The organism is Pseudomonas sp. B16120 (assembly GCF_044218845.1).
Classification (GTDB): Bacteria; Pseudomonadota; Gammaproteobacteria; order Pseudomonadales; family Pseudomonadaceae; genus Aquipseudomonas; species Aquipseudomonas paracarnis.
Map to the genome: position 1 here is coordinate 5,807,021 of NZ_CP162588.1, position 23,177 is coordinate 5,830,197.

21 protein-coding genes are annotated in these 23,177 nt (G+C 61.0%); 10 read left to right on the plus strand and 11 right to left on the minus strand.

All coding sequences use genetic code 11. The features are described 5' to 3' along the window. Positions 1 to 13: 13 nt before the first annotated feature. From AB4P90_RS27200 to AB4P90_RS27225, 6 genes are all read right to left on the minus strand, one after another. Positions 14 to 790: an electron transfer flavoprotein subunit beta gene (locus AB4P90_RS27200; protein ID WP_395606114.1), complete on the minus strand. Its 777-nt coding sequence runs from the start codon at positions 788 to 790 to the stop codon at positions 14 to 16. A gap of 4 nt (positions 791 to 794) precedes the next feature. Next, positions 795 to 2,015, minus strand: coding sequence for an electron transfer flavoprotein subunit alpha/FixB family protein (locus tag AB4P90_RS27205; RefSeq protein WP_395605506.1), 1,221 nt, complete (start codon positions 2,013 to 2,015; stop codon positions 795 to 797). Continuing rightward, positions 2,015 to 3,958 (minus strand): dimethylglycine demethylation protein DgcB, encoded by a 1,944-nt coding sequence (gene dgcB / locus AB4P90_RS27210; RefSeq protein ID WP_019817451.1) that lies wholly within the window; start codon positions 3,956 to 3,958, stop codon positions 2,015 to 2,017. The genes AB4P90_RS27205 and dgcB overlap by 1 nt, the downstream gene beginning before the upstream one ends. A gap of 173 nt (positions 3,959 to 4,131) precedes the next feature. Then, positions 4,132 to 6,192, minus strand: coding sequence for a dimethylglycine demethylation protein DgcA (gene dgcA, locus AB4P90_RS27215; RefSeq protein ID WP_395605507.1), 2,061 nt, complete (start codon positions 6,190 to 6,192; stop codon positions 4,132 to 4,134). 15 nt (positions 6,193 to 6,207) lie between these two features. Next, positions 6,208 to 6,738 carry a DUF5943 domain-containing protein gene (locus AB4P90_RS27220; RefSeq protein WP_005792152.1) on the minus strand — a complete coding sequence of 177 codons (531 nt, stop codon included), beginning with the start codon at positions 6,736 to 6,738 and terminating at the stop codon, positions 6,208 to 6,210. 78 nt (positions 6,739 to 6,816) lie between these two features. Then, a complete protein-coding gene (locus AB4P90_RS27225; protein ID WP_014720245.1) occupies positions 6,817 to 7,794 on the minus strand; it encodes a dipeptidase in 978 nt (325 codons plus the stop codon). A 218-nt stretch (positions 7,795 to 8,012) separates the two neighbouring features. Here AB4P90_RS27225 and AB4P90_RS27230 point away from each other — a divergent pair, with 218 nt between their 5' ends. Beyond that, the gene (locus AB4P90_RS27230; RefSeq protein WP_014720247.1) at positions 8,013 to 8,414 is read left to right on the plus strand and encodes a lysozyme inhibitor LprI family protein; all 402 of its coding nucleotides are present in this window, start codon (positions 8,013 to 8,015) and stop codon (positions 8,412 to 8,414) included. A 43-nt stretch (positions 8,415 to 8,457) separates the two neighbouring features. Here AB4P90_RS27230 and AB4P90_RS27235 read toward each other — a convergent pair whose 3' ends face one another. Continuing rightward, positions 8,458 to 9,420, minus strand: coding sequence for a tyrosinase family protein (locus AB4P90_RS27235; protein WP_032902308.1), 963 nt, complete (start codon positions 9,418 to 9,420; stop codon positions 8,458 to 8,460). Between the two features lie 190 nt (positions 9,421 to 9,610). On the opposite strand from AB4P90_RS27235, the gene AB4P90_RS27240 reads away from it, so the two are divergent. Beyond that, positions 9,611 to 10,027, plus strand: coding sequence for a DUF3010 family protein (locus AB4P90_RS27240; protein ID WP_014720249.1), 417 nt, complete (start codon positions 9,611 to 9,613; stop codon positions 10,025 to 10,027). Positions 10,028 to 10,058: 31 nt separating this feature from the next. Here AB4P90_RS27240 and AB4P90_RS27245 read toward each other — a convergent pair whose 3' ends face one another. After that, positions 10,059 to 11,237: an ATP-binding protein gene (locus tag AB4P90_RS27245; RefSeq protein ID WP_014720250.1), complete on the minus strand. Its 1,179-nt coding sequence runs from the start codon at positions 11,235 to 11,237 to the stop codon at positions 10,059 to 10,061. A gap of 68 nt (positions 11,238 to 11,305) precedes the next feature. Beyond that, positions 11,306 to 12,250 carry a GlxA family transcriptional regulator gene (locus tag AB4P90_RS27250; protein WP_032902306.1) on the minus strand — a complete coding sequence of 315 codons (945 nt, stop codon included), beginning with the start codon at positions 12,248 to 12,250 and terminating at the stop codon, positions 11,306 to 11,308. Positions 12,251 to 12,445: 195 nt separating this feature from the next. Here AB4P90_RS27250 and AB4P90_RS27255 point away from each other — a divergent pair, with 195 nt between their 5' ends. The 5 genes from AB4P90_RS27255 to AB4P90_RS27275 all read left to right on the plus strand — a co-directional run bounded on the left by AB4P90_RS27255 (position 12,446) and on the right by AB4P90_RS27275 (position 16,492). Further along, complete coding sequence (locus AB4P90_RS27255; RefSeq protein WP_032902304.1) at positions 12,446 to 13,390, plus strand: choline ABC transporter substrate-binding protein; 945 nt, start codon at positions 12,446 to 12,448, stop codon at positions 13,388 to 13,390. Between the two features lie 88 nt (positions 13,391 to 13,478). Then, complete coding sequence (locus tag AB4P90_RS27260; RefSeq protein WP_395605508.1) at positions 13,479 to 14,366, plus strand: 3-keto-5-aminohexanoate cleavage protein; 888 nt, start codon at positions 13,479 to 13,481, stop codon at positions 14,364 to 14,366. Positions 14,367 to 14,441: 75 nt separating this feature from the next. Continuing rightward, complete coding sequence (locus tag AB4P90_RS27265; protein WP_014720254.1) at positions 14,442 to 15,407, plus strand: L-carnitine dehydrogenase; 966 nt, start codon at positions 14,442 to 14,444, stop codon at positions 15,405 to 15,407. Between the two features lie 102 nt (positions 15,408 to 15,509). After that, positions 15,510 to 16,004, plus strand: coding sequence for a thioesterase family protein (locus tag AB4P90_RS27270; RefSeq protein ID WP_014720255.1), 495 nt, complete (start codon positions 15,510 to 15,512; stop codon positions 16,002 to 16,004). 224 nt (positions 16,005 to 16,228) lie between these two features. After that, a complete protein-coding gene (locus AB4P90_RS27275; RefSeq protein WP_014720256.1) occupies positions 16,229 to 16,492 on the plus strand; it encodes a hypothetical protein in 264 nt (87 codons plus the stop codon). A gap of 87 nt (positions 16,493 to 16,579) precedes the next feature. Here AB4P90_RS27275 and AB4P90_RS27280 read toward each other — a convergent pair whose 3' ends face one another. Together AB4P90_RS27280 and AB4P90_RS27285 are read right to left on the minus strand one after the other, a co-directional pair. Continuing rightward, on the minus strand, positions 16,580 to 17,683 hold the full coding sequence (locus tag AB4P90_RS27280) for a GlxA family transcriptional regulator (RefSeq protein WP_003194907.1): 1,104 nt from the start codon (positions 17,681 to 17,683) through the stop codon (positions 16,580 to 16,582). A 525-nt stretch (positions 17,684 to 18,208) separates the two neighbouring features. Beyond that, entirely contained in the window at positions 18,209 to 19,585 is a 1,377-nt protein-coding gene (locus AB4P90_RS27285) for an L-serine ammonia-lyase (protein WP_014720257.1), read from the minus strand. A 416-nt stretch (positions 19,586 to 20,001) separates the two neighbouring features. On the opposite strand from AB4P90_RS27285, the gene AB4P90_RS27290 reads away from it, so the two are divergent. The 3 genes from AB4P90_RS27290 to choV all read left to right on the plus strand — a co-directional run bounded on the left by AB4P90_RS27290 (position 20,002) and on the right by choV (position 23,039). Further along, the gene (locus AB4P90_RS27290) at positions 20,002 to 20,949 is read left to right on the plus strand and encodes a choline ABC transporter substrate-binding protein (RefSeq protein ID WP_019817457.1); all 948 of its coding nucleotides are present in this window, start codon (positions 20,002 to 20,004) and stop codon (positions 20,947 to 20,949) included. A 69-nt stretch (positions 20,950 to 21,018) separates the two neighbouring features. Further along, complete coding sequence (gene choW, locus AB4P90_RS27295) at positions 21,019 to 21,864, plus strand: choline ABC transporter permease subunit (protein ID WP_003194913.1); 846 nt, start codon at positions 21,019 to 21,021, stop codon at positions 21,862 to 21,864. Continuing rightward, complete coding sequence (choV, locus tag AB4P90_RS27300) at positions 21,861 to 23,039, plus strand: choline ABC transporter ATP-binding protein (RefSeq protein WP_014720259.1); 1,179 nt, start codon at positions 21,861 to 21,863, stop codon at positions 23,037 to 23,039. Before choW ends, choV begins: the two co-directional genes overlap by 4 nt. Positions 23,040 to 23,177: the final 138 nt, after the last annotated feature.

The window sequence follows — 23,177 nt, forward strand, 5'->3', positions numbered from 1 at the left end:
TTTTCAGAAGAGCTTAGCGAACCACGCCTTCCTCTATCAGCAACTTGAGAATCGCCTGCGCGCCCTCTTCGGCGCTGACGCCCTTGAGCACCTGCCCCCCACCCCCACTGGCCTTGGCTGTGGCAGCTTTCATACGATCGGCGCCGCTCTTGGCCTTGATCACCTTGAGGCGCTTGGGCCGCGGTTTGGCCGGTTGCAGCAGTGCGTCTGTGAATAACTCATCCTGTTCAATCTTGACGTCATGGGCTGCCAACTCACCCCGTTGCGCCGGGCCGTAGGCGCTCTGGCGTGGTTTGGGCGCGGCGTTATCCACAGTGGCAAGAAACGGCAGGCGCACCTTCAAGCGCCGCCGCTGGCCGCGAGGCAGCGCCTGCAGCACCAGGGCTACGCCGGCGTCGATGGACTCCACCTGCGCCAGCCCCACAATCAGCGGCCAGCCCAGTTGTTCGGCCAACAGGAACGGCAGCATCCCCGAACCTTCGCCGGTTTCTGCCTGGCTTCCGGTCAGTACCACTTGGGCGCCCGCGTCGCGCAGATACTCGCTGAGCACCGGCAACGCATCGGCGCCCGCCGGCTGTTCGAGTACCTGCAGTTGCGGCAGGCCCATGCCCAGGTAGCTGCGCAGGGTCGGCTCGCTGACATCACCCGCGTGCAGCACCTGCAACTTATCCCCAGCCAGTTGCAGCCCCAACTCTACCGCGCGAGCGTCCTGCTCGGCACGGCGTGGGCGCCCGGAGGTGGGGTGAGCGCCGATGGACACCAGACTGAATACAGTGTTGGTCATGGTCATATCCTCAGGCTGCATCGCGCTTGGCGCCGTTGCGGTAGGTCTCGACCGCCGCGATCAAGGCGTGCAGTATCGCGGCGCTTTCGCCGATCACCGACAGGTCGGCACGCTTGATCATGTCGCACCCTGGGTCGAGGTTGATCGCCACCACCTTGTCGCAGGCACCGATGCCTTGCAGGTGCTGGATCGCCCCGGAAATCCCGACGGCCACGTACACCCGCGCAGTGACCCAGGTGCCGCTGGCGCCGACCTGGCGATCGCGCGCCATGAAGCCATCGTCCACTGCCACCCGCGAGGCGCCTTCGGTGGCGCCCAGGGCCGCGGCGGTCTGGTGGAATAGCGCCCAGTCCTTTACGCCGTTGCCACCGGAGAAAATGAACTCTGCCTCGGCCATCGGAATCGCGGCCGGGTCGACCGCCACCGCGCCGAGATCTTCGATACGCGGCAAACTGCGCGCCAGGCCTGTGGATAACTCCACGGGCAAGACTTCGTGGCGGGTTTCGCTGACCGGATCGGCACATTCGGCGGCGGCGAGGATCAGACGGGGCAACGGTCGCGCCAGGTCTTCCTGGCCGGCACCGGCACGGCCGATGCACTCCTCGCCCTTGATCTGCCACACCCGCGTCGCCGGGCGTTCCTTGAGGCTGGCGGCAAAGCGTCGCCCCAGTTCGCCACCACCGCTGCGGCTATCTGGCAGCAACCAGTTGCGCGGGCTGAATTGGTTATCCACAGCGCGCAGGCCCTGCACCCGTTGCTCCGGTGCATAACCCTCGAACTCATGCCCCTCCAGCACCAGCAGACGGTCGACGCCGGCCGTGGCAAAGGCGCTTTCCTTGTGTTCACCGAATACCACCGCCAATACCGCGCCGTCACTGCCAGCCAACTGGCGCGCCAGGCCAAGCAGGTCACGGTCGTGGCTGCTCAGACGGCCACCGACCATGTCCGGCACCACGTTGATGTAGAACGCCGGGGTCGGCACCTGATGCAGCGGCAATTGCACTTGCACTGCCGCGCTGCGCTTGGCCGCGCCGCCCTGCTGGGCACCGCTGCGGTCGATGCGCTTGATGCCGTTGGGCCCGATAAAACCGACACCATGCACGTTTTTGCGAATGATACCGTTGGGCCCCATCCAGCTGTGTTGCACCGGCTGCATCGCCGCGTGCAACGGGTGCAGGCGGTTACGGGCGATCCATTCGGCCCGGGGGTCGCGGCGGATAATATCGCTCATCAGTGCACCTCCGCAGGTTCACGCTTGAGGGGGACTTTGGCCGGCGCGGCGTCTTCAAGCAACGCGTCGGCTACCAGTTCGGCGATGTCTTTGATCAACGGGCGCGGTTCGACCACGCCTTCAAGCATCGCGGTGCATTGCGGGCAGCCCACGGCCACCAGTTCGGCACCGGTCTCGCGGATGTCGTCCATGCGCATATCGGGGATACGTTGCTTGCCGGGGATGTCTGTGATCGGCGCGCCGCCACCGCCACCGCAGCAGCGTGAACGGAAGCCCGAGCGTTGCATTTCCTTGACCTCGATACCCAACGCCCGCAGCACTTGGCGCGGCGCCTCGTATTCACCGTTGTAGCGGCCCAGGTAGCAGGGGTCGTGGTAGGTCACGCTGTTGCCTTTGTGCTGGCCCAGGTTCAGCGCGCCCTCGCCAATCAGCTCGGCCATGAAGGTGCTGTGGTGCTGCACCCGGTAGTTGCCGTTGAAGGCACCGTATTCGTTTTTCAGCACATGGAAACTATGCGGGTCGCAGGTGACGATGCGCTTGAAGCTGTACTTGGCCAGGGTCTGAATATTGCGCGTGGCCAGCAGCTGGAATGTCGCCTCATCGCCGAGGCGCCGCGCCACGTCACCGCTGTCGCGTTCTTCCAGGCCAAGCACGGCGAAGTCGACCTTGGCGGCCTTGAGCACTTTGACGAAGGCGCGCAGGGTACGTTGGTTACGCATGTCGAAGGCGCCATCGCCGACCCAGAACAGCACATCGCAACTGCCTTTGTCGCTGAGCAACGGCAAGTTCAGGTCTGCCGCCCAGTTCAGACGACCACCGGGTGCGAAACCGCCGGGGTTGTCGGTAGCGATCAGGTTTTCTAGGACTTCGGCGCCCTTGTTCGGCGTGGCGCCTTTCTCCAGGGTGAGGTGGCGACGCATGTCGACGATGGCGTCTACGTGCTCGATCATCATCGGGCACTCTTCCACGCAAGCGCGACAGGTGGTGCACGACCACAGGGTCTCGGCGTCCACCAGGCCGTTGACGATCGGCTGGTGCGGGTTGCCGCCGTGTTCGCCCACCGGTTTGCCGGGGTACGGGCTGCCGGCGAACTTGGCATCGGTGCCACCGGCCAAGCCGACCACCATGTCCTGGATCAGCTTTTTCGGGTTCAGTGGCTGGCCGGCGGCAAACGCCGGGCATGCTGCTTCGCACTTGCCGCACTGCACGCAGGCGTCGAAGCCGAGCAGTTGGTTCCAGGTGAAGTCCTTGGGTTTTTCTACGCCCAGCGGCGCGGTTTTATCACTGAGGTCCAGCGGCTTCAGACCGGTGGAGCGGCCACCGCCAAAGCGCTCGGCGCGACGGTGCCAGGCCAGGTGCAGGGCACCGGCGAAGGCGTGTTTCATCGGCCCGCCCCAAGTCATGCCGAAGAACATTTCGGACACGCCCCACAGCACGCCCACGCTCAGCAAAGCCGCGAGCAGCCAGCCGCCGAAATCGGCGGGCAGAATCCCGGCCACCGGCAAGGTCACCAGGAAGAAGCTCACCGAGAACGCCATCAGGCTTTTCGGCAGGCGCATCCACGGGCCTTTGGACAAGCGGGCAGGCGGATTGCGGCGGCGCAGGTACATGAAGATCGCGCCGACAAACATCAATGTCGATGCCAGCAGCAGCGCATAGCCAAGAATGCGGCTCTGCAGGCCGAAGCCGTGCACCAGGATCGCCAGCAGCGCCGACAGCACAAAGCCGAGCGCCGTGGCTACGTGGGTGTTGGCGATGTATTTGTCACGGGCGACCACGTGGTGCAGGTCGACCATGTAGCGCTTGGGCATGGCCAAAAGGCCGCCCAGCAGGTCGACTTTGGACGAGCGGCCACGGCGCCACATGTTCACCCGGCGCAAGGCGCCGAGGACGGCGAGGCCCAGGGCGGCAAACAAGAGAATAGGCAGCAAGGTATTCAACATGGTGAAGCTCCCACAGACCACACAGGTCTTGCATGAGGGCCGGATCAATGTGGGAGCTGGCTTGCCTGCGATGGCATCGACTCGGTCTCACTCAAGACCGAGTCGCCTGCATCGCGGGCAAGCCCGGCTCCCACACTGGTCAGCTCCACATTCAGACCGGGTCCACTTTCGGCTTAGAAATCCTTGCACAAGCGCAGGGCGTCATAGATGGCGGCGTGGGTGTTGCGCTGGGCCACACAGTCACCAATGCGGAACAGCAAGTACCCCTCGCCCGCCTCGCTCAAGCATGGCTGCGGCTTGATCGCAAACAGCGCTTCAACGTCGATCTGGCCCTTGTTGCGCGAACCTTCCTTGAGCCCGTAATAAATGGCCTCGTCCGGACGCACGCCGTTCTCCACCACCACCTGGTCGACCACCCGCTCCTCTTTGGCGCCGGTGTATTCGTTTTCCAGCACGGCCACCAGCTTGTCGCCCTCGCGGTAGACCTTTTCCAGCATCATGTCGCCGGTCATGATCACTTCCTTGGGGTACATGCTGCGGTAGTACGTGGGGAACGACGTACCGCCGATTGCCACGCCTGGCTTGATGTCGTCGGTGACGATCTCCACCTGGCTGCCTTTGTCGGCCAGGAAGTCGGCCACCGACATCCCGGTGAATTCACAGATGGTGTCGTACACCAGCACGTTCTTGCCCGGCGCAACCTTGCCGTCGAGCACGTCCCAACTGCTCACTACCAAGCCTTCGGCGGCGCCCCAGTGTTCGTTCTGCTCGATGAACGGGTGCCCGCCCACCGCCAGCACCACCACGTCCGGACGCACGTCCAGGATGGTCTCGGCATCGGCTGCAACACCCAGGCGCAGGTCGACTTTCAAACGCGCCAGCTCCAGTTGATACCAACGAGTGATACCGGCGATCTGGTCACGTTGCGGCGCTTTCGATGCCGTGGTGATTTGCCCGCCGATAAACTCCTTTTTCTCGAACAGCGTCACGTCGTGGCCACGTTCAGCCGCCACGCGCGCGGCTTCCATCCCGGCCGGGCCGGCCCCCACCACAACCACCTTGCGCTTGGGCCCGGTGGACTTCTCGATGATGTGCGGCACGCCCATGTATTCACGGGAGGTCGCAGCGTTCTGGATGCACAGCACATCCAGGCCCTGGTACTGGCGGTCGATGCAGTAGTTGGCGCCCACGCACTGCTTGATCTGGTCGATCTGGCCCATCTTGATCTTGGCGATCAGGTGCGGGTCGGCGATGTGCGCACGGGTCATGCCGACCATGTCCACATAGCCGCCCTCCAGAATACGCGTGGCCTGGTTCGGGTCCTTGATGTTCTGCGCGTGCAGCACCGGAACCTTGACCACTTCCTTGATGCCGGCCGCCAGGTGCAGGAACGGTTCCGGCGGGTAGCTCATGTTCGGGATGACGTTGGCCAGGGTGTTGTGGGTGTCGCAACCCGAGCCCACCACGCCGATGAAATCGAGCATGCCGGTGTCGTCGTAATACTTGGCGATTTGCTTCATGTCCTCGTGGGACAAGCCGTCCGGGTGGAACTCGTCGCCGCACAGGCGCATGCCCACGCAGAAGTCATCCCCCACTTCGGCACGCACGGCCTTCAACACTTCCAGGCCGAACTTCATGCGGCCCTCGAAGCTGCCGCCCCATTCGTCGGTACGCTTGTTGACCCGCGGGCTCCAGAACTGGTCGATCATGTGCTGGTGCACAGCCGACAACTCCACCCCGTCCAGGCCACCGGCCTTGGCCCGACGAGCAGCCTGGGCGTAGTTGCCAATCACACGCCAGATTTCTTCCGGCTCGATGGTCTTGCAGGTGGCACGGTGCACCGGCTCACGCACGCCGGACGGCGACATCAGGGTCGGCCAGTTGAAGCCGTCCCAACGCGAACGCCGGCCCATGTGGGTAATCTGGATCATAATCTTGGCGCCATGCTTGTGCATGGCATCGGCCAGGTTCTGGAAGTGCGGGATGATGCGGTCGGTGGACAGGTTCACCGACGCCCACCATTCCTGCGGGCTGTCGATGGCCACCCCGGAGGAGCCACCGCAGATCGCCAGGCCAATACCGCCCTTGGCTTTCTCTTCGTAGTACTTCACATAGCGGTCGGTGGTCATGCCGCCGTCGGTGGCATACACCTCGGCATGCGCAGTGCTGAGCACGCGGTTGCGGATGGTCAGTTTGCCGATCTGGATCGGCTGGAACATTGCTTCGAAAGCCATGGCACGGTCCTCGGCTTACAACGGTTTGACGGTGAACAGGCCATCGTCGTGGCCCTCTTCGGAGCCTCCGTAGACTTGTTCGGCGACAGTGCGGATCTTGCTGCCACGGGCCTCAAGAATCTGGTCCATGGCGCCGGCAAACCAGCCAGTGAACATGTAGTCCACCTTGCGGCCGACCTTGCCGTACACGTAGACGAACGCCGAGTGTTCCAGCTTGACGCTAGCGGTGCCTTTATCCAGGTCGATGTCCTGGATCTTGAACAGGCCCCAGCCGCGTTGCGACAGGCGCTTCATGTAGTGCTCGAACACCGCGACGCCTTCCAGGCCGTGGCACTCAGCTTCTTTTTCACACCAGTGCCAGGCGGATTTGTAGCCGGCCTTGTAGAGGATCTCGGCGTAGGCATCAGCGCCCAGCACTTCTTCGATACCCATGTGGTTGTTGACGAAGAAGTGGCGTGGCACATACAGCATTGGCAGGGCGTCGGAGGTCCAGACACCGGTTTCGCTGTCGACTTCAATTGGCAATTGCGGGGCGATCTTGGCCATGGAAACTTAACTCCAGAAAATTCGTTTTGATGCCCGCCACGCGGATGGCGGCGGGTGAAGGATTAAGCGAGCAGTGGCTTATTCGCCCCAGACGTCTTTCAAGACGTTGACCCAGTTCTCACCCATGATCTTGCGCACCACGCGCTCGCTGTGGCCGCGCTTGAGCAGGGTCTCGGTGAGGTTGGGGAACTCGCCCACGGTGCGGATGCCCAGCGGGTTGATGATCTTGCCGAAGCTGGTCAGGCGGCGGGCGTAGCCCTTGTCATGGGTGAGCATTTCGAAGAAATCCTGGCCATGGCCCTGGGTGAAGTCGGTGCCAATGCCGATGGCGTCTTCACCGACGATATTCATGGTGTATTCGATGGCTTCGGCGTAGTCGTCGATGGTCGAATCGATGCCCTTGGCCAGGAACGGCGCAAACATGGTCACGCCGACAAAACCGCCATGGTCGGCGATGAACTTCAGCTCTTCATCGGACTTGTTGCGCGGGTGCTCTTTAAGCCCGGACGGCAGGCAGTGCGAGTAGCACACTGGCTTTTTCGATTCGAGGATGACCTCTTCGCTGGTCTTGGAGCCCACGTGGGACAGGTCGCACATGATGCCGACGCGGTTCATCTCGCCGACAATCTCACGACCGAAACCCGACAGGCCGCCATCGCGCTCATAGCAACCGGTGCCCACCAGATTCTGGGTGTTGTAGCACATCTGCACCACGCCAACGCCGAGCTGCTTGAAGATCTCGACATAGCCGAGCTGGTCCTCAAATGCATGGGCATTCTGGAAACCGAAGATGATGCCAGTCTTGCCCTGCTCCTTGGCGCGGCGGATGTCAGCGGTGGTTTTCACCGGGATCACCAGGTCGCTGTTCTCACGGATCAGGGTCTGGCTGGCAACGATGTTATTGATCGTGGCCTGGAAGCCTTCCCACACCGACACCGTGCAGTTGGCGGCGGTGAGGCCACCTTTGCGCATGTCTTCGAACAGGTCGCGGTTCCACTTGGCAATAATCAGACCGTCGATAACGATGCTGTCGGCGTGCAACTCGGCTGGGCTCATCAGGCGTCCCCTTATTGGCGATTCATGCGCCGAATCGTCTGCCGGCGCTTTGGGGCCAGCATATGCCCAGGCACCGACGGAGCCGGGTGCAAAAACGACAGGGGAATTGCCGAAAGCGTCAATCCACGACAAAGGCTATGCAGACATGCCTGACTGGCGGCTGTTCTTTGTCTGACGCTTGAGCCAGAATTGCGCATCACGTGATATGAGACGGCGCAATGAAATCGATTTTCCTGGCTTTGGCACTCATCGCAACCACCGCCCACGCGGCCGAAGACACCGACAGCACGCCGTGCGACGGCATCGAGAACGACCAGCAAACCCTGGAATGCGCCACCTATAACAAAACCACCGCCGAGCAATTGCTCAAGGATAACTATCAGGGGTTGCTGGAGCGCATGGGTTCGACCTACGGCAGCGACAAGACCAAACTGGCGGACATTACCGCCCGTCTGAAGGACGCGCAGCAAAAGTGGGAAAAACTGCGGGATGCCGATTGTGCGGTGGACACCTTCCCGGCAGTCACCGGCACCAAGGCCTATGCGATTGCGCACAACGACTGCCTGGCGCGGATGAGTGATGAGCGGTCGGAGTTTTTGGAGTCGATTGGGCAGGAGTAAACACCCTTCACGCGACCAGGCCGCGCAAAGGGCTGCGCCACGCTCAAGCCATGAAAGGTGACTTGAACGGCCTTTTGGTCAAGGGTGAGGCTGGCTCGTAGGCATACCCCAGCGCGGTGATATCCATCACCTCACGGATACGACGAGTCCAGGGTTTGATCACATCATCGTAATTATGCCCGGTGGGGCCATCCTGCATCGGGCAGTAATGAGGCGCCAGTGCGGGCTTATCCAGCATCATTTGCGCCTGCCAGTCGGCCCAGATTTTGTCGATGAAACAATGATGCAGAAAAAATACTGGATCTTCGGGCGAGGTCATCGCCAGCATGTTGCCGCCAATCCATAAATGGACGCGGTTGTGCAATTGAGAACCAGGGGTGGTGACTTGCGGGTCGCCCTTCTGAGTGATCCAGCCTTCGAGTCGGTTTCTAAAGCCTCTATTGAACGGACTCGACGTGTAGTTCGGCTCGTCATACAGCTCTTCATTCATTGCCATCTGCAAGTCCGCGGCCGTCGGCAGCGAGTTGACCAAACGTGAGAACTGGCGCTTTAACCCCGCCCCCGGCAGCCCATCTTCCGGATAGGCAGGCACAGGCCAATTGCCGTATCGGTACGCGAAGGGTCCATCCTGCACCCTGAATTCATCGGCAGCGTCACCGTCCCCCCCCAGCAGGCTTTGCTCCCACACCGGCGAATTCGTCGGGTCTGCCGCGTCCAATGTCCAATCCCAGTAAGGCAGCGTGATACCGGGCGTGATGGCCTGAAGGTCGGCTTCCAACTGCAACAACATTTCACGATGCCAGGGTAAAAAAGCCGGCCCCAAGTGGGCGCCATTACGATAGTCGGGATCTTGGGGTTCATCAGGGTGAACGGTAGGTACCATCACTGCGTGATGCCAATGCACATACTTGTCGTATCCGCCATTACCCTTAAGGGCCAACAGCGTATTGGTAAACGCTAGCCGTTCAGGCCCGCTCAGTTTTCGAATTTCCTTGCGAATATTCATTGCCCGCCCCCCTCGTCGCAAAAACATGGGACCGCGTGCCGGCCCCTGCTGCGAATCTAGTTGGGGAACCCATCAAGATCTACTGTCAGATCTGACAGTATCAGCCCTATCTCCGACGGATGGTCAGCTCCTCTCGAACGAACCGAGCCTGTTACCATCCGTGCCCTCTTTTCCTGCTCAAGGCAACGCCATGATTATTTGCGGCATCGAAATCAAAGGCAGCGAAGCCATCATCGCCCTCGCCGCCCTGGACAACCAGGCGCTGACCCACGTCGCCCTGGCGACCAAGAAAATCGCCCTCGACGATGACGATGAAGCGGCCAACGTCAAAGCCTTCGCCGCTCAGGTGAAAGCGTTTGTGCAGGACAACGCCATCACTCGCATCGCCATCAAGAAGCGCAGCAAAAAAGGTGAATTCGCCGGTGGCCCAACGACGTTCAAGATTGAAGGGGTGCTTCAACTGCTGGAGGGGGTGGAGGTGACGCTGTTGTCGCCGCAGACCATCAATGCGCAGAACAAAAAGCACACCTTTGATCTGCCAGCGACGCTTAACAAGTATCAGCATGAAGCCTACAAGGCGGCATGCTCGGCCCTGGTAAAGAAATAAACCACCTCCGCTCTCTTTAGAAGCCGGCCTTTTAGCGCGGTGTAAGGCTCTTGTGTTGCAGCCAATCACCGAAGGTGTTGTCCTCCAGGGCATAGCCGCCTCGGCTCGACTTCCACACCAGTTCCTTGTCGCGCAGGGCATCGATGCAGGCTTGGATGGTCTGGGTACCCGGCACCACGTCGCTACCCATCTTTTCCAGCGCCTTGCTGACCGCCGTGAGGGTGCTATCGGTGAATGGCGCGAAGGGTTCGTTGTTTTGAGAACGCTCCACCATCACCTCCAGCACGGCGCGCTGCGGGATGGTCAGGGCGTTCCAGGCGCTTTCGAACTCGGTCCATACACCCGCGCGCAGCAGTTCTGCGCGACTGTGCAGCAGTTGGCCAAGATTGCTCGCCTCGCCCAACTCCAATGCGACTTCACCGATGATCGTGCGCAACATCTCGGGACGCCGACCTACCCGCTCAAACGCCTCATCAATATCAGCCGCGTTGAATTGGTTGTTCTGGGCCAGGTGCGCGTTGAGGTGCACGGTGTAGGCCTGGGTGAACGCTTTGCCCAACAGCGGAAACGGCGTGATGCTGGAACCGAAGAATGGCTGGCTTTTACCCAATACCAAATGGGCGAGTTTGTCGCGATTGGATCCGGTAAACACCAGGCGCAAACCGCTGCCCTCCTCGTCACGGCCTTGGTTGAGCTGATCCCGGGCAGCCTTCAACGCGAACATCGCATTGATACCTGACTCGGTGGTTATTGCGTGCTGTGCTTCGTCAATCACCAGTACAACGGGTTTTTCTGCAGCCCTATGGAGCAATTCCAACGCTTGGGTCAGCGTCGCACCGACAGGCAATTGTGGCTTGGTAAAGTCCCAGGAAAGCGTACGCAGAAAGCTTAGTTTCTCGATGCCAATGTTCTTTGCCAGTTTGCGAATGCCCTTTTCAAACGGCACCAACGCCCCCGCAATGGCACTCGCGATCAGCTCGGCGGGGTCTTTTTCCTTGTCGGCCCACAGGTCGACATACACCGCCAGCCAGCCCCGCAGCTGACATTCCGGAATCAGGTCTTCGCGCAGAAAAGTGCTTTTGCCCGTGCGTCGGGGCGCCGCGAGAAACAGACCGGAGGTGAAATCCTGAATACCGGCCCCCACCAGGCCATCGGCAATACTGCTTGCCAGGGTGGGGCGGCGAAACACAAAGCCGCTGTGCTTGGACATGGTTTTATACTCAATTATGTAAATGACTATAAATTATAGCCAAGAGTATAATTGACTATAATTGTCCGTTAAACCACCTCCCGTCGCCGATCCTCCCGCGGGCATTTGGCAAACCTTGCGCGATAGCTCCTGGTGAAATACGACGGTGACTCAAACCCGCACGCAATACTCACTTCCAGCACGCTCATGTCGCTCTGGCGCAGCAGTTTTCGGGCTTTTTCCAGGCGCAGGCCCAGGTAGAAATTACTGGGGGTGTCATTCAGGTGCAGGCGAAACAGCCGCTCCAGTTGGCGTCGGGTGACCTTGATCGTTTCGGCCAGGGCCAAGGTGCTCAGGGGCGGTTCGGTGTGCTGTTCCATTTCGCCGATCACCTGCACCAGTTTCTTGTTATTGATGCCGTAGCGCGTGGCGATCTGCATGCGCTGGTGGTCCTTGCGAGGGCGGATGCGGCCAAGTACGAATTGCTCGGAAACCTGGATCGCCAGCTCCGGGCCATGGGCCTGGGCGATGAGATCGAGCATCAAGTCGATGGACGCGGTGCCGCCGGCGCAGGTGATGCGGCGCCGGTCGATTTCGAACAGTTCCTGGGTCACGCTCAGGTGCGGATAGGCCTCCTTGAAGGCGTCGATGGCTTCCCAGTGCAAGGTCAGGCGGTGGCCGTCAAGCAGGCCCGCCTCGGCCAGCACGCAGGCGCCGGTGTCGATGGCACCAAGAGTCACACTCTCATGGTCGAGGCGGCGCAGCCAATGCTCCAGGGCGGGCGTGGCGAACTGCAGGGGTTCGAAGCCGGCCACCACCAGTAAAGTCGCGCCTTTTTTCAATGGTTCAAGCGCGGCGTCGGCGTTGACCGACATGCCGTTGCTCGCCAGTACCGCGCCGCCATCGGCACTCAAGATGTGCCAGCGGTACAGCTCGCCGCGAAAGCGATTGGCCACGCGCAACGGTTCCAGCGCGGAGATAAAACCGAGGGCCGAGAACCCCGGCATCAGCAAGAAATAGACATCCTGGAACATGGTGGCGCTCTCGTCGGACGGGCAGCGTGGTCACTGTGATACGCCAGTTCAACCGGCCATTCAAGAGCACAGGTCGCTGCAGTGCAAGAGCGGGTCGCCGCCGTGCGCTTTGCGGGGCGCCAAGCTGCGTAACGTGATCCCACGGCGCACAAAGACGCCGGCACCCACAATAACGACCTGCCGAGGGCTCCACCCATGAACCGACTGATCAGCCGCTGCGCACTCGCACTCAGCGCCAGCGCCATCTTGAGTAACACCGTCATGGCAGCGGACGCCGCTTCTTGCCAGAACGTGCGCATGGGCGTGGTGAACTGGACTGACGTCATCGCCACCAGCGCCATGGCTCAAGTACTGCTCGACGGCCTGGGCTACAAAACCAAACAAACCAGCGCGTCCCAGCAAATCATCTTTGCCGGTATACGTGATCAGCGCCTGGACCTGTTCCTTGGCTACTGGAACCCGCTGATGACCCAGACCATCACACCGTTCGTCGACGCCAAGCAAGTCAAGGTCCTCGAAAAACCCAGCCTGCAAGACGCCCGCGCCACCCTGGCAGTACCCACCTACCTGGCGGACAAGGGCCTGAAAACCTTTGCCGACATCGCCAAGTTCGAGAAAGAGCTGGGCGGCAAGATTTATGGCATCGAGCCGGGCTCGGGCGCCAATACGCAGATCAAGGCGATGATCGCCAAGAACCAGTTCGGCCTGGGCAAGTTCCAGTTGGTGGAGTCCAGCGAAGCCGGCATGTTGGCGGCCGTGGACCGTGCCGTGCGCCGCAAGGAAGCCGTGGTGTTCTTTGGTTGGGCGCCGCACCCGATGAACGTCAATGTGGCGATGACTTACCTCACCGGCAGCGAAGATGCCCTGGGCCCGAACGAAGGCATGGCCACCGTATGGACCGTGACCGCGCCGGCCTACGCCGAGCAGTGCCCCAACGTGCATAAGTTGCTGACCAACCTGACGTTCACCGCCGCCGACGAGAGCCGCATGATGCAACCGCTGCTGGATCACAAGGACGCCATCGAGTCCGCCAAGCAGTGGCTCAAGGATCACCCACAAGACCAGGCGCGCTGGCTGGAGGGTGTGACCACCTTCGACGGCAAGCCGGCTGCTGCCAACCTGCAACTGACCCGCAAATAACCCTATTTGGACCACCGTGTCGCAGCCGCTCCAGGCCGCGACACGGCGCCCTGCGCCTTGAAATCACCCGCCTGTAAGGAACCGCATCATGAACCACGACGTCATCATCACCTGCGCACTCACCGGTGCTGGCGACACGACCGCCAGAAGCCCCCACGTGCCGGTCACACCCAAACAAATCGCCGCCGCTGCCGTGAAGGCCGCCAAGGCCGGCGCCACGGTCGTGCATTGCCACGTACGCGACCCCGAGACCGGCAAGTTCAGTCGCGACGTCGCGCTGTACCGCGAAGTGATGGAGCGCATCCGCGAGGCCGACATCGACATCATCGTCAACCTCACCGCCGGCATGGGTGGCGACCTGGAGATCGGTGGCGGCGAGAATCCCATGGAGTTCGGGCCCAATACCGACCTGGTCGGCCCGCTGACCCGCCTGGCCCATGTTGAAGAACTGCTGCCGGAAATCTGCACCCTGGACTGCGGCACGCTGAACTTCGGCGATGGCGACACCATTTACGTGTCCACCCCGGCGCAACTGCGGGCTGGCGCCAGACGTATCCAGGAATTGGGCGTAAAGGCTGAGCTGGAAATTTTCGATACCGGCCACCTGTGGTTCGCCAAGCAGATGATCAAGGAAGGACTGCTGGATAACCCGCTGTTCCAACTGTGCCTGGGCATTCCCTGGGGCGCACCGGCCGACACCACCACCATGAAAGCCATGGTCGACAACCTGCCCGCCGACGCGGTGTGGGCAGGGTTCGGGATTGGTCGCATGCAAATGCCAATGGCCGCGCAAGCCGTGCTGTTGGGGGGCAACGTACGGGTGGGCCTGGAGGATAACCTGTGGCTGGACAAGGGCGTGCTCGCCACCAATGGCCAACTGGTGGAACGCGCCAGTGAAATTCTCAGCCGGTTGGGCGCACGGGTCCTGACCCCAGCCGAAGGCCGCATCAAGATGGGCCTGACCCCACGCGGCTAACACAGACACCACACAACCCTGTGGGAGCAAGCCCGGCTCCCACAAGGAATTACCAAACTTTTCAGGAGTGTCGCCATGCGCTTTATCACCGAAATCAAAACCTTTGCTGCGTTGGGCAGCGGTGTCATCGGCAGCGGCTGGGTATCCCGTGCTCTTGCCCATGGCCTGGATGTAGTGGCCTGGGACCCCGCCCCCGGTGCCGAGGCGGCCTTGCGTAAACGCGTCGCCAACGCCTGGGGCGCCCTTGAACAACAGGGCCTGGCGCCCGGCGCCTCCCAGGACCGCCTGCGCTTTGTCGCTACCATCGAAGACTGCGTAAAAGACGCCGACTTCATCCAGGAAAGCGCTCCCGAACGCCTGGAGTTGAAGCTGCAATTGCACAGCCAGATCAGCGCCGCGGCCAAGCCAAATGCCTTGATTGGTTCGAGCACCTCCGGGCTATTGCCCAGCGAGTTCTATGAGGGCTCTACCCACCCGGAACGCTGCGTGGTCGGCCACCCCTTTAACCCGGTCTACCTGTTGCCGTTGGTAGAGGTAGTGGGCGGTAAAAACACCGCGCCAGAGGCGATCCAGGCAGCAATCAGCGTGTATGAATCCCTCGGCATGCGCCCGCTGCATGTACGCAAGGAAGTGCCTGGGTTTATTGCTGACCGCCTGCTGGAAGCGCTGTGGCGAGAGGCGCTGCACCTGGTCAATGACGGGGTGGCGACCACCGGCGAAATCGACGATGCCATTCGTTTTGGTGCCGGGTTGCGCTGGTCGTTCATGGGCACCTTCCTCACTTACACGCTGGCGGGCGGCGATGCTGGCATGCGCCACTTCATGGCCCAGTTCGGCCCGGCGTTGCAGTTGCCGTGGACTTATCTACCGGCGCCTGAATTGACTGAAAAGCTGATTGATGATGTGGTCGATGGCACCGCTGAGCAGTTGGGTAACCGCAGCATCTCGGCGCTGGAGCGCTATCGTGATGACTGCCTGCTGGCGGTGCTGGAAGCCGTAAAAACAACCAAGGCCAAGCACGGCATGAGCTTCGCCGAATAACCCTGTGGGAGCTGGCTTGCCTGCGATGGCGGTGGCCTCACCCTTGCTATCGCAGGCAAGCCAGCTCCCACATTTGACCGCATACCAAATTGGATTCATGCCATGCCCGCACTGACCACCTACACCACCAAAATCCTGCCCGACTGGGTTGACTACAACGGCCATCTGCGTGACGCGTTCTACCTGCTGATCTTCAGCTACGCCACCGATGCGCTGATGGACACCCTGGGGCTGGACAGCGAAAACCGCGAAGCCAGCGGCCACTCGCTGTTCACCCTGGAGTTGCACCTGAACTATCTGCATGAGGTAAAGCTCGGCGCCGAGGTTGAGGTGCATACCCAACTGATCGCCCACGACGCCAAGCGCCTGCACCTCTATCACAGCCTGCACCTTGTGGGCGAAGAGCGCGAGTTGGCGGGTAACGAACAGATGCTGCTGCATGTCGATCTGGCCGGGCCGCAGTCGGCGCCGTTTGCCGGCGCGACCCTGGAAAAACTCATCGCTCTCAGCCAGGCACACGCCGATCTACCCCGGCCAGCCCTGCTCGGCCGGGTGATCGGGCTGCCCGCGCAAAAAAAAGCCCCGATCCAGCCGTGACGGGATCGGGGCAGAGTGCTTTGTGTGAGCCGTGCATTTCGAGGGTGACCAAACCTTCAAGCTGCGTGCCTGGGTTCAGTGTGCCCGTTACGGGCCGGGTCAAGCACCTCGAAAACGACCTGTTCATAGCCATCCGAGCCATCGGTGGATTCTGCCCTTGCCGCCAGTCCTGGGGCCTACCAGAATCCAAGTCAATTCCCGCTCTTTACACCAGGATGACCGTCATGATGCACGCGGATTTGATTGACCAGGATGACCTGCTGAGCCAACTGCGCTCACTGGGTTTTGACGTGTCCAGCGGCGCTACCGCCGAGCAGGCTTGCGAATGTGCGGTGCGCGGGTTGAGCGAAGCGCGGGCCAAGGCGCTCAAGGGCATGGTGGAACAGATGTACAGCGGCAGCGCGACGATTTTGCCGGCGGTGAGGCAGGCGATCGACAAGCAGTTGCTGCCGGCGCTGATGCAGTTCAAACAGAACTCTGGCGCCTGAAATACCGCTATCGCAGGCAAGCCAGCTGCCACAGGGGAACGCATTCCAAGGTGGGAGCTGGCTTGCCTGCGATGCAGACGGCTCGGTCTAGAGCCTTACACTGGCAAAGGTCGACTCATTGCGCGCCTGGCTCAACGCCGACATCGGCCCCGACAACGGTGACAACACCAGTGCCGGCGGAATCGGCATCATCGCCACTTGCTGGGTGGTGTTGGAGCCTACGCGTTCATCCCGTGGCGGAATGCCGAAGTATTCGCGGTAGCACTTGGAAAAGTGCGGCGTGGACACAAACCCGCACACCGACGCGACTTCGATGATCGACATGGGGGTCTGCTTGAGCAGTTGCCGTGCACGAATCAGGCGCAGCTTGAGGTAATAACGCGACGGCGAGCAGTGCAGGTATTTCTGGAACAGCCGCTCCAACTGCCGGCGCGACACGGCGACATACACCGCCAGTTCGTCCAGGTCGATCGGCTCTTCGAGGTTGGCTTCCATCAGCGCGACGATTTCTTGCAGCTTCGGCTGGTTGGTGCCAAGCATGTGCTTGAGCGGCACACGCTGGTGATCCTGTTCGTTGCGGATGCGTTCGTACACGAACATCTCGGAGATGGCGGCCGACAATTCACGGCCGTGGTCGCGGCTGATCAGGTGCAACATCATGTCCAGGGGCGCGGTGCCACCGGAGCTGGTGAAGCGGTTGCGATCGAGGGTGAACAGACGCGTGCTCATGGCCACCCGCGGGAAGGCTTCCTGCATCGACGCCAGGCATTCCCAGTGCACGCTGCAATCAAAGCCATCGAGCAAGCCGGCGCAGGCCAGGGCCCAGCTGCCGGTGCACACCGCGCCAAGGCGACGAGACTGGCGTGCCTGGCTTTGCAGCCACGACACATGTTCACGGGTGACGGTGCGCTGGATACCGACGCCGCCGCACACGATGACCGTGTCCAGGACGGGGGCTTTGTGCATGGAGGCATCGGGTGTGATTTGCAGGCCATCACTGGCCCACACCTGGTTGCCGTCGACACTCAGGGTTGTCCAGCGATACAGCTCGCGGCCGGACAGCTGGTTGGCCATGCGCAGTGGCTCCACGGCTGACGCCAGGGAAATCAGCGTGAAATTGTCCAGCAGCAAAAAGCCGATGGATTGAGGCGCACGGTTCTGGGGTTGGGCCCCGGAGTTGGTCGACGTCATCGCGGTATCTCCTCACATCACACAAAGCGGGTGGTGGCCTCAGGCGAGGCTCTTGTTATTGCACTCGTCCTGGAAAGGCGAGGCTTTGAAATTGATAGAGCAAATGCCATGCCTAAAATTGAATGGCTATTCAAGAACTCCTGAAAACGACCTGTTTATGCGTCTATATGAGCCCACGCGTGAAGTGCGGGATATGACGCATAACGGGCGAGGTTCAAGGGGGGTGAGCAGATCGGTAGCACTTGTGGGAAGGCGCTTTGCGGGCGTAGGAGAAGTCTGTCACCCAAAGCACATCAGGCGTGTGATCGTGGAGGAATTCGTTCGGAAGCTACTTATCTATTTGCGACGCGCTAAAAGGTGGCGATTTTGGCTGGGGTGTTCACTTTGTGAGCAATGGTGCTCCTCTGTTCAGCTCGTTCCCACGCTCTGCGTGGGCATGCATCCTGTGACGCTCTGCGTCACCCATGGGCGGAGCGTCCGGGGCGGCATTCCCACGCGGAGCGTGGGAACGATCATGTCACTGACTCAACATTCAACCGCACTCACCGCCAACCCACCGCGTGATGTCTCTTTGTACTTGTCATGCATATCGGCCCCGGTATCACGCATGGTGCGAATCACCCGGTCCAACGAGATGAAGTGCTGGCCATCGCCCCGCAACGCCATTTGCGCCGCATTGATCGCCTTCACCGCCGCAATTGCATTGCGCTCGATACACGGCACTTGCACCAGGCCGCCCACCGGGTCGCAGGTCAGGCCGAGGTTATGTTCCAGGCCGATTTCGGCGGCGTTGCACAGTTGCTCCGGCGTGGCGCCGAGGATTTCAGCCAACCCGGCTGCTGCCATGGCGCACGCGGAACCGACCTCGCCCTGGCAACCGACTTCGGCACCGGAAATCGAGGCGTTCTTTTTACACAGGATGCCCACCGCCGCCGCGCCCAGCAGGTAGTCGACCACGTTGGCTTCGGTGACTTCTTCGCTGAACTTCATAAAGTAGTGCAGCACCGCCGGGATGATTCCCGCCGCGCCGTTGGTCGGCGCCGTGACCATGCGCCCACCGGCGGCGTTTTCTTCGTTGACCGCCAGGGCGAACAGGTTGACCCATTCCATGGCGCTCAAGGTCGAGCCGATCACATTGGGCTTGTTCAGCTCCTGCAAGCTGCGGTGTAACTTGGCAGCGCGACGGCGCACGTTCAAGCCGCCGGGCAGGATACCTTCGTGCTTGAGGCCCTGCTCCACGCAATCTTGCATGGCGCGCCAGAGTTTCATCAGGCCGCTGCGGATTTCTTCTTCGCTGCGCCAGGTTTTTTCATTCGCCAGCATCAGTTCGGCAACGCGCAGGTTGTGGGTCTTGCACAGCTGCAACAGCTCCACGGCACTGGAAAAATCATAGGGCAGCTCGGTACGGTCCATGTCCGCCACACCGCTTTGGGCCTGGGCTTCATCCACCACGAAACCGCCACCCACCGAGTAATAGGTGTCGCGGTGCAGCTCGCCGTTTTCGCCAAACACCACCAGGGTCATGGCGTTGGGATGGAACGGCAGGTTTTCGTCGAGCAAGCGCATGTCCCGCGCCCACACAAAGGGCACCGGCAAACGCCCGTCCAGCAGCAGCGTGTCGGTTTCGCGCAGGGTGTGAATGCGGGCGCCGATTTGCGTGGGGTCGATTGCGTCTGGCCATTCGCCCATCAGGCCCATGATGGTGGCGGTGTCGCTGCCGTGGCCGATGCCGGTGGCCGACAGCGAGCCGTACAGTTGCACTTCGACACGCTGCACCTGTTCCAGCCACCCACGCTCACGCAACCCTTGAACGAACAATGCCGCGGCGCGCATGGGCCCCACGGTGTGCGAACTCGAAGGCCCGATGCCGATCTTGAACAGGTCGAAAACGCTGATAGCCATTAACGTGAAACTCCTCGATAAGCACGGGCCGGGCTTGAACGAGGTGCTACGCTCAGATCGCCCAGATGGCGGCATCATCAAGCTTTTATTCGTCATCACGGCGTCTCACACCGACGCACTCATGCTCACCAGCGGCGCTCGCGTGCGAACGCCAGTTTTGGCCGTTTTTTGCGGTGCAGACGGGTAAAAACAGCAGTTTTACCTTAGGAAAAACCTGTAAGCGACGTCATCGGTACTGGATGCGACCCTCCCTGTACTGGATACGACGCCCCCTGTAGGCGTCAGATTTTCACTGGTACATGATCAGTCTCGACTCGTTTGCAAGGCACCGCGCCAGAGCTGTTGTCGCACGCTCCAACCGCAACACTTATAAAGCGCGGCGAATGCCGCCAGAAAAGACACAGGAGTCTACCCACATGAAAGGTTCACCCTCGTTGTTGTTGGCCGCCATGCTGAGTCTGCCAGTCGTGGCATACGCCGCAGAACCGGAACAGTGCAAGACCGTCAACTTCTCCGATGTCGGCTGGACCGACATCACCGTCACCACCGCGACCACCAGCGAGATCCTCAAGGGCCTGGGCTACAAGCCGCGCACCACGATGATTTCGGTACCTGTGACTTACAAGTCCCTGGCCGACGGCAAGAACATGGACATTTTCCTCGGCAACTGGATGCCGACCATGGAAAACGACATCAAGCAGTACCGTGATGCCGGCACCGTGGAAACCGTGCGCGCCAACCTGGAGAACGCCAAGTACACCCTGGCGGTCCCAGAGGCGCTGTATGAGAAGGGCCTGAAAGACTTCGCCGACATCGCCAAATTCAAGGATGAGCTGGGCGGCAAGATCTACGGCATCGAGCCGGGCAACGATGGCAACCGCACCATCCAGACACTGATCGACAAAGATGCCTTCGGCCTGAAAACCGCCGGCTTCAAAGTGGTCGAATCCAGCGAAGCCGGCATGCTCTCCCAGGTTGAACGCGCTTCCAAGCGCAACCAGGCCATCGTGTTCCTCGGCTGGGAACCGCACCCGATGAACACCCGCTTCAAGATGAAGTACCTGACCGGTGGTGACGACTCGTTCGGCCCCAATTACGGCCAGGCCACCATCTACACCAACACCCGCAAAGGCTACACCCAGGAATGCAGCAACGTCGGCCAGTTGCTGAAAAACCTGGTGTTCACCCTCGACATGGAAAGCACCCTGATGGGGAACGTCCTGGACGACAAGATGAAGGCCGACGCTGCCGCCAAGGCCTGGTTGCAGAAGAACCCGCAAGTGCTCGACACCTGGCTCGCCGGTGTCACCACCGTTGATGGCAAACCAGGGCTCGATGCCGTTAAAGCTTACCTCGCCAAATAGCACCCGCTGACCCCAGGCCGGTGCGCTGGCCTGGGATGTTTTCCCCTTCGCATGTGGACATTCACTACCATGCTGACTGAACAGAAAATCCCACTAGGCCAGTACATCGCTGCCTTCGTCGACTGGTTGACCCAACACGGTGCCAACTACTTCGACGCAATCGCATCGACACTGGAAACGATGATCCACGGCGTGACGTTTGCGCTGACCTGGTTCAATCCACTGGCATTGATCGGTCTGATTGCGCTGCTGGCTCACTTTATTCAACGTAAATGGGGACTGACTGTTTTTGTCATCGCCTCCTTCCTGCTGATCCTCAACCTGGGGTACTGGCAGGAAACCATGGAAACCCTCGCACAGGTGCTGTTCGCCACCCTGGTCTGCGTGGTCATCGGTGTGCCGCTGGGCATTGTTGCCGCGCATAAACCAATGTTCTACACCATGATGCGGCCGGTACTCGATCTGATGCAGACCGTGCCGACCTTCGTCTACCTCATCCCTACCCTGACCCTCTTCGGGCTGGGTGTGGTGCCTGGGTTGATTTCCACGGTGGTGTTCGCGATTGCCGCGCCGATCCGCCTGACCTACCTGGGTATCCGCGACGTCCCGCAAGAATTGATGGACGCCGGCAAGGCCTTTGGCTGCTCGCGCCGCCAGTTGCTCTCGCGCATTGAACTGCCCCACGCCATGCCGAGCATCGCCGCCGGCATTACCCAATGCATCATGCTGTCGTTGTCGATGGTGGTGATCGCGGCCCTGGTAGGCGCCGACGGCCTCGGCAAGCCGGTGGTCAACGCACTCAACACCGCCGATATTGCCCTGGGCTTTGAAGCGGGCCTGGCCATTGTGTTGCTCGCCATCATGCTCGACCGTATCTGCAAACAACCCGACGCTAAAGTAGGGGGTGATGCATGAGCATTATCCGATTCGACAAAGTCGACGTGATCTTTTCCAAAGACCCACGCGAAGCGCTCAAGCTGCTGGACCAGGGCATGAGCCGTAACGAAATCCTGAAGAAGACCGGGCAGATCGTCGGCGTCGAGAACGCCAGCCTGGATATCGAGAAAGGCGAGATCTGTGTGCTGATGGGCCTCTCGGGCTCAGGCAAATCCAGTTTGCTGCGCTGCATCAACGGCCTCAATACCGTCAGCCGTGGCCAGCTGTTTGTGGAGCATGAAGGGCGTCAGATCGACATCGCCTCCTGCACCCCCGCCGAGCTGAAAATGATGCGCACCAAACGCATCGCCATGGTGTTCCAGAAGTTCGCCCTGATGCCTTGGTTGACGGTGCGCGAGAACATCAGCTTCGGCCTGGAAATGCAGGGCCGACCGGAGAAAGAACGGCGCACGCTGGTGGACGAGAAACTCGAACTGGTGGGCCTGAGCCAATGGCGCAACAAGAAGCCCGACGAGTTGTCCGGTGGCATGCAGCAGCGCGTCGGCCTGGCCCGCGCCCTGGCGATGGACGCCGATATCCTGCTGATGGACGAACCCTTCTCGGCCCTCGACCCGCTGATCCGCCAAGGCTTGCAAGATGAACTGCTGGAACTGCAACGCAAGTTGAGCAAGACCATCGTGTTCGTCAGCCACGACCTGGATGAAGCGCTGAAACTGGGCAGCCGTATCGCGATCATGAAAGACGGCAAGATCATCCAGTACAGCGTGCCGGAAGAAATCGTACTGAACCCGGCAGACGACTATGTGCGCACCTTCGTCGCCCATACCAACCCGCTGAACGTGCTGTGCGGACGTAGCCTGATGCGCACGCTGGACAACTGCAAGCGCGTGAACGGTTCGGTGTGTCTTGATCCGGGTGGCGACTCCTGGCTGGACCTGGCCGAAGGCAACACCATCCAGGGCGCACGCCAGAATGGCGTGGCGATGAACCTGCAAAACTGGGCGCCAGGGCAGGCCGTGGAAGGCTTGGGCCGCGTACCGACGCTGGTGGACTCGAACATCGGTATGCGCGATGCACTGCAGATTCGCTACCAGACAGGCAACAAGCTGGTGCTGCACGACAACAACAAGGTGGTGGGGATACTGGGGGACAGTGAGCTCTACCATGCCCTCTTAGGCAAGAACTTGGGCTAAGGCTCCAACTGAAGGAATGCGGTCAATGTGGGAGCTGGCTTGCCTGCGATAGCTATGTTGGATTCACCCTTGCTATCGCAGGCAAGCCAGCTCCCCCATTCGACCGTATTCAATGCTTGCAACAGCGGCGCCAGTGAG